Raw genomic sequence first — 6,289 nt, forward strand, 5'->3', positions numbered from 1 at the left:
AGCCGATAATTGCGATAATTCCCACCCCAGCCGAGAAGATTCTAGACACAAGTTTGCCTTTAGAAGGTTGGACAATCTGTGCGCAATCCTCGTAGGAATGGTACGACCAAAGCTACCCTTGGAACGGAGAAATCTCTGGTCTTTTGGCTCTTCAGCTATCTCGTTCCCCAACTTTCTCTTGCTGCACTTCTAAGATGACCTGCCTGACATTTTCCAGACAGCAAAACCCCTGGGGGTTGTTGACCTGGCAGCCACAGCGCCTGGCTTTGATGTGGGCGGCAATCTCGGCAAGAATGGCCTGGGGCGTTGTGGATCCCTGCAGCTCTTGCCGAATGCGCCGGCGGGTCCATGCAAAACAGTAGCAGACGGGCACGTCCTCGCCACTTTCTTTTTGAAAGACTGGCACCTTGAGGTCGTCAACCCCAAAGCTTTGACCTTGCTCAGAAAAATAAACAACAGGACAAATGGGATCCCGGCAAAACGCATAGTTGCTGTCCGCATCCAGTTGTGCCAAAGCTCGAGGGAACAGCAGGCTCTTCAGGGTAATCAGTTGAACCGGGATCCCTTGCTCCCCGCTCCTTGGACACAAGGGCTGCCAAGCATTAGCAGAAAATGGTGCAAGGGGTTCTCTTGTCATGGGTTATCGAGCTGTTGTTGGAAGATAGTGCAAGAGGAACTTTTCTCTTGTTCGGAAAATTTCTGTTGACACTGTTCAATGAGTGTCGATAGCTCCCCTTTGAGTTCCTGCAGATGGGCAATTGACTTATCGATTTGTCTAAGTTTTTCCGTTAGCTTTACGTACACCTGCCAGCAGGGCAGAGCTTGCCCGTTCTCCTGAAGCAAGAGCAGTTCTTTGATCTCGGCCAGGGTAAGTCCCAAAGCCTTGGCGCGGGCAATAAAAGCCAGCCGCTCCAGCTCAGGCTCCCCGTAGAGGCGATAGCCCCCCTCCGTCCTGCGCGGTTTGGGGATGAGCCCCAGGCGCTCGTAGAAGTAGAGGGTTTGGGGACTGATGCCCAACTTCTCGGCTACCTGACCCACCCGCAGCAGTTCAGACATGCCCGGTTCTATACCCTCTCTCCAGCAGCTCTCCTAGCCTAAACCCTATAGCTAACTACAAGGTCAAGAGGAATCCCCCGCAAGGCCCACCCCGGCAAAGAGAGCCGCAAGAGCCCGTCAGGCTGAAGTAAGCCTGCTAACCTATTAGGGTAGTTCTTCGAGAAGCCCTGGCCTAGATTCGGCATGACTGCTGCACCTGCCCTTGCCCACCTGCCCAGCCAGTACAACCCCTTTGCAACCGAGCCGAAGTGGCAGCGCTTTTGGGAGGAAAAGGGGTTTTATGTGGCGGATCCCAAGGCGCCGGGAGAAGCCTTCAGCATGGTGCTGCCCCCGCCCAACGTCACGGGCAGCCTCCACATGGGCCATGCCTTTGCCTTTACCCTGCCGGATGTGGTGGTGCGCTACAAGCGCATGCGCGGCTACAACGTCCTCTGGCTGCCCGGTACGGATCATGCCAGCATTGCCGTGCACACCATCCTGGAAAACCAACTGCGCCAGGAGAGCAAGAGCCGCTTTGACCTGGGCCGTGAGGCTTTTCTGGAGCGGGCCTGGGCTTGGAAGGAGCAATCCCAGGGCACCATCAAAAGCCAACTGCGGCGCCTGGGCCTGTCGCTGGACTGGACGCGGGATCGCTTTACCCTCGATGAGGGGCTGAGCCGGGCAGTTACGGAAGCCTTTGTCCGCCTCCACGAAGCAGGGCTAATTTACCGGGGCGAGTATTTGGTCAACTGGTGTCCGGCCACCCAGTCGGCCGTCTCCGACATTGAGGTGGACAACAAAGAGGTCAAGGGTCACCTCTGGCATTTCCGCTATCCCTTGGCCGCGGATCCCAACCAGTACCTGGTGGTGGCCACCACCCGCCCCGAGACAATGCTGGGGGATACAGCCGTGGCGGTCCACCCGCAAGACGAGCGCTACCGCCATCTCATTGGCCAGTTTGTGCGGCTGCCCATCAAGGATCGCCTGATCCCCATCATTGCTGACGAGTACGTGGATCCCTCCTTTGGCTCCGGCTGTGTCAAAGTTACCCCAGCCCACGATCCCAACGACTTTGAGATGGGCCGGCGCCATCAGTTGCCCTTGATCAACATTCTCAACAAGGACGGCACCCTTAACGAGAACGGGGATCCCTTCACCGGTCTGGATCGCTTTGTGGCCCGCGAGAGGGTGGTGCAGTGGTTTGCCGAGCACGGTCTGCTGGAGAAGGTGGAGGAGTACACCCACAGCGTGCCCTACAGCGACCGCGGGGGTGTGCCCATTGAGCCGCTGCTCTCCATTCAGTGGTTTTGCGATGTTTCCGGCATGGCGGCCCGCTGCCTGCAGGAGGAGCGGGAGCACCACAACCCCCGCTTTATTCCGGAGCGCTGGACCAAGGTTTACACGGGCTGGCTGGAGAAGCTGCGCCCCTGGTGCATCTCGCGGCAACTGTGGTGGGGGCACCAGATCCCGGCCTGGTACCCCGTCATCGACGGCCAGATCCCTGAGGATCCCCAGGCTTTTGTGGTGGCCCGCAATGCTGAAGAGGCCTGGGCGAAGGCACGGGAGAAGTTCGGCCCCAACATTGAGCGGCTGGAGCGGGATCCCGATGTGTTGGACACCTGGTTTAGCTCCGCTCTGTGGCCTTTTTCCACACTGGGCTGGCCGGAGGAGACGGAGGACTTCAAGCGCTACTACCCCACCTCCCTCATGTCCACGGGCTTCGACATCATCTTCTTCTGGGTGGCCCGCATGGCCATGATGGGAGTGCAGTTTACCGGCCAGATCCCCTTCAAAGATGTCTACATCAACGGCCTGGTGCGGGACGAGCACGGGGCAAAAATGTCCAAGTCCAAGGGCAACGGCATCGATCCCATCGAGCTCTTGGACAAATACGGCACCGACGCCCTGCGCTACGCTTTGGTTAAAGAAGTGGTGGGGGCAGGGCAGGATATCCGCCTGGCCTACGACCGCAAGACGGGCGAGAGTGCCAGCGTGGAGGCGGCCCGCAACTTTGCCAACAAGATTTGGAACGCCTCCCGCTTTGTGCTCCTGAACCTGGAGGGGCAAACCCCCGCCCAACTGGGATCCCCGGCTCCGGAGGCGCTGGAGCTGGCCGATCGCTGGATCCTGTCGCGGCTGCACTCCACGGCCACCCAGGTTATCGAAGAGCTGGAAGCCTACGGCCTGGGCGAGGGGGCGCGGCTCTTGTATTCCCTGATTTGGGATGACTTCTGCGACTGGTACATCGAGCTGGTCAAGCCGCGGCTGCGGGGAGAAGACCCAACCTCCAAGCGCACGGCACAGCAGGTGTTGGCCACTGTGCTGGAGACCATCCTCCGGCTGCTGCACCCCTGGATGCCCCACGTCACCGAAGAAGTCTGGCAGCTCCTCACCCAGGCCAACCAAGCCACCTCCATCTCCGTCCAGCCCTATCCCGCCCCTGACCCTAGCTGGATTAACCCGCAACTGGAGCGGGAGTTCGGCCTGGTGATCCAGACCATCAGCAGCCTGCGCAACCTGCGGGCAGAGGCTGGCCTTAAGCCCCATCAAACCATCACGGCTCTGCTGGTTACCGAGGATCCCGACGAGCAGCGGATCCTCACCGCCGCTCAAGCCTACATCCGTGATCTGGCCAAGGCCGAGTCCCTAGAAATTACGGGATCCCTGGCCAGGGAACCCAAGCAGGTGGCGGCTGCCGTAGTGGGCACGGTGCAGGTGCTGGTGCCCTTGACAGGGCTGGTGGATGTGGAGGCGCTGCAGGCTAAAGTGCAAAAAGATCTGGCCAAGCTGGAAAAAGAGGCTCAAGGGATCCGCGCCCGCCTGGAGAACCCCAATTTCCTCAGTCGGGCCAACCCGGAAGTGGTGCAGGCCAGCCGCGAGCAACTGGCAGAGCTGGAGGCCCAGATGCAGCTTTTGCAAGCCCGCCTGGAAAAGCTGGGCTAGGGCAACGGGGAGCGCTCTCCTTTGGGGCTCTTGACCTAGGCAGCCGAATAGCACCGGCTATTTTTGTGCAAGGGGAGTGGCCATCCCCCATCTCTGTGTTATGATGAAAGCTAATTCGAGATAGATGTCGGTTGTAGCGTTCGGTTCTTCTGATCTTGACGGGTTTTCACGTTTTGTATTGGCAGACGGCTCTCCGAATATCTCGCCCTTTGTTCCTCTCTCTTTCGGAGATCGTCGATGTCAATTTATGTAGGTAACCTTTCCTTTAAGGTGACGGAAGCGGATTTGACCGCTGTTTTTGCTGAGTACGGTTCCGTGAAGCGGGTGCAGATCCCTACCGACCGTGAGACAGGCCGCATCCGCGGTTTTGGGTTCGTGGAAATGAGCTCTGAAGCCGAAGAGCAGGCTGCCATTGCCGCTCTGGACGGCGCAGAATGGATGGGCCGTGACCTCAAGGTCAACAAGGCTCGTCCGCGAGAAGAACGCCCCACCTCAGGCTTCCGCTCTGGTAACGCCAACGGCGGCGAGCGGCGGCGCAACTTCCAATCTCGCTATTAAAACGCCTGCTGAGGCTTCTCGGTTTGAGTTTGCCCCTCACCCCCGGCCCCTCTCCCAGAGCGTCCCTCACCCCCGGCCCCCCTCCCAGAGGGAGAGGGGGGCTAGGGATTGAGGCGGCGAGCTTTCCCTTGCAATTCGGTAGCGACTTTTAGGCCGGCGGTTTGTCCGGCCAGGGATCCGTCAGGTCGGCGGCCAGGGGATCCCAGTCCCAACCCCAGTCGCGGGCGATGGCCTGCGTAAGGCCCAACTGGCCAGAGCCCGGGTAGCGGGCCAGGGCCAGCAGGAGATCCACCAGTTGCTCGCCAGTGGGGGTGCAGCCAAAGATGTGCAGTCCATCTCGGATCTGGGATTCCTTGAGCTCGCAGAGGTAGCCATCGAGGCGGCCCCAGTCTTCTTCCTTATCCAGGTTGAACTGCAGGTCGAGGTGCTCTCGGCAGGCAAGCTCCTGGATCTGGGCGCGGATCAGCGGGCAGCGCCCAGGATCCATCTGCTGGGCCTCGTAGTACTCGTCCATCAGCCGCTCCAGTTCCGCCAAGGGCCCGTAGAGCTCGGCACGGGTTAAGGGCGGGGTGAGGTGGTCGAGGATGACAGCCTGAGCCCGCCGCTTGGCCTGGGATCCCTCGCCAGGATCGTTGACGATGAAGGGGTAGAAGTGGGGCAGAGGCCCCAAGGCTATTTCTGGGTAGCAGGTGGCCGAAAGGGCGGATCCCTTGCCAGGCAGCCACTCCAGGTTGCCGTGCTTGCCCACATGCACCACTGCCTGCACGCCAAACACTTGCCGCAGCCACAGGTAAAAGGCGAGGTACTCATGGGGCGGTACCAGATCCGGGGCATGGTAGTTCAAAGCAGGATCCCGGTCGTAGCCTCGCGGCGGCTGGAGGCCGACAAAAACCTGCTCCAGCTGCAGGCCGACAATGGGGATGTCGTGGGCGGGCGGATCCCCCCACTGCCGCACCAGATCCTCTTGGACAGCGGCAGGCAACTGGGCAAACCACTCCCGGTAGAGGGCAGCCGGCAGCACCTGCCGCGCCGGGCGTAGGGATCCCAGCGGATCATAGGTTTGGCCCTGGGTTAGCCAGCGGATGAGCTCATCTCCGCTCTGGGGCAGTGGACAGGCGCGGTAGCCAGCTTCCGCCAGGGCCTTGAGGATCTCGACGCAGCTTGCCGGTGTATCCAACCCTACCCCATTGGCCAGCCGTCCATCCCGGCTGGGGTAGTTGGCCAAAATCAAGGCTAGACGGCGCTGGTTGGCAGGAGTGCGCCGCAGCTTTACCCAGTTGGCCGCCAGCTCGGCTACAAACGCCACCCGATCCGGCACAGCCTCATAGGCCATGATCTCCGTCTGCAGGCGGGGATCCCACTGTTGAACCGTCTTGAACGAGATGGCGCGGCTGAGGATGCGGCCGTCCACCTCCGGCAACACCACGTTCATGGCCAGATCCCGCGCCCCCAAGCCCCGAGTGGAGTTCTCCCAGCGCTCCCGCGACCCACTGCTCAAGACCACCTGCACAACCGGCACATCCAGCTCCTGCCAGAGAAGGACATCGGGCTGCTCGCTCTCCAGGCGGGCCAGGGAAAAGCTGGTGGTGTTCAACAAAAGTTCAATTTGGCCGCCGAAGTGCTCCCGGATGGCCTGCGGCAAGTCCGGCTCCTGCAGGCCATAGGTGTACAGACACAGCGGCTGCAACCCCCGCTCCTGCAGGGCGTTGGCCAGGGCATCTATTGGCTGCGTATTCCCCGCCAAAACATGGGC

Annotated in this window: 5 protein-coding genes; 2 read left to right on the top strand and 3 right to left on the bottom strand. The window is 60.7% G+C overall.

Going from position 1 to position 6,289, the window contains the following annotated elements:
• Positions 1 to 151: 151 nt before the first annotated feature.
• Both NW863_RS03200 and NW863_RS03205 read right to left on the bottom strand, forming a co-directional pair.
• The gene (locus NW863_RS03200; RefSeq protein WP_414364345.1) at positions 152 to 589 is read right to left on the bottom strand and encodes a putative iron-sulfur cluster-binding metallochaperone; all 438 of its coding nucleotides are present in this window, start codon (positions 587 to 589) and stop codon (positions 152 to 154) included.
• Positions 590 to 633: 44 nt separating this feature from the next.
• Positions 634 to 1,056 (bottom strand): heavy metal-responsive transcriptional regulator, encoded by a 423-nt coding sequence (locus tag NW863_RS03205; RefSeq protein ID WP_414349108.1) that lies wholly within the window; start codon positions 1,054 to 1,056, stop codon positions 634 to 636.
• A 183-nt stretch (positions 1,057 to 1,239) separates the two neighbouring features.
• Here NW863_RS03205 and NW863_RS03210 point away from each other — a divergent pair, with 183 nt between their 5' ends.
• A complete protein-coding gene (locus NW863_RS03210; protein WP_414364347.1) occupies positions 1,240 to 3,978 on the top strand; it encodes a valine--tRNA ligase in 2,739 nt (912 codons plus the stop codon).
• Positions 3,979 to 4,215: 237 nt separating this feature from the next.
• The gene (locus NW863_RS03215) at positions 4,216 to 4,536 is read left to right on the top strand and encodes an RNA recognition motif domain-containing protein (RefSeq protein WP_414335402.1); all 321 of its coding nucleotides are present in this window, start codon (positions 4,216 to 4,218) and stop codon (positions 4,534 to 4,536) included.
• 148 nt (positions 4,537 to 4,684) lie between these two features.
• On the opposite strand, the gene NW863_RS03220 is transcribed toward NW863_RS03215, so the two are convergent.
• Positions 4,685 to 6,289, bottom strand: a 1,605-nt coding sequence (locus NW863_RS03220) for a cobaltochelatase subunit CobN (protein ID WP_414364350.1), incomplete at its 5' end; no start/stop codon positions are given.

This window comes from Synechococcus sp. B60.1, from assembly GCF_047462555.1.
GTDB lineage: Bacteria > Cyanobacteriota > Cyanobacteriia > Thermostichales > Thermostichaceae > Thermostichus.

Bases quoted from the DNA above. Each gene is read 5' to 3' on its own strand.
- NW863_RS03205 (WP_414349108.1), bottom strand. From the start codon at position 1,056: ATGTCTGAACTGCTGCGGGTGGGTCAGGTAGCCGAGAAGTTGGGCATC.
- NW863_RS03210 (WP_414364347.1), top strand. From the start codon at position 1,240: ATGACTGCTGCACCTGCCCTTGCCCACCTGCCCAGCCAGTACAACCCC.
- NW863_RS03215 (WP_414335402.1), top strand. From the start codon at position 4,216: ATGTCAATTTATGTAGGTAACCTTTCCTTTAAGGTGACGGAAGCGGAT.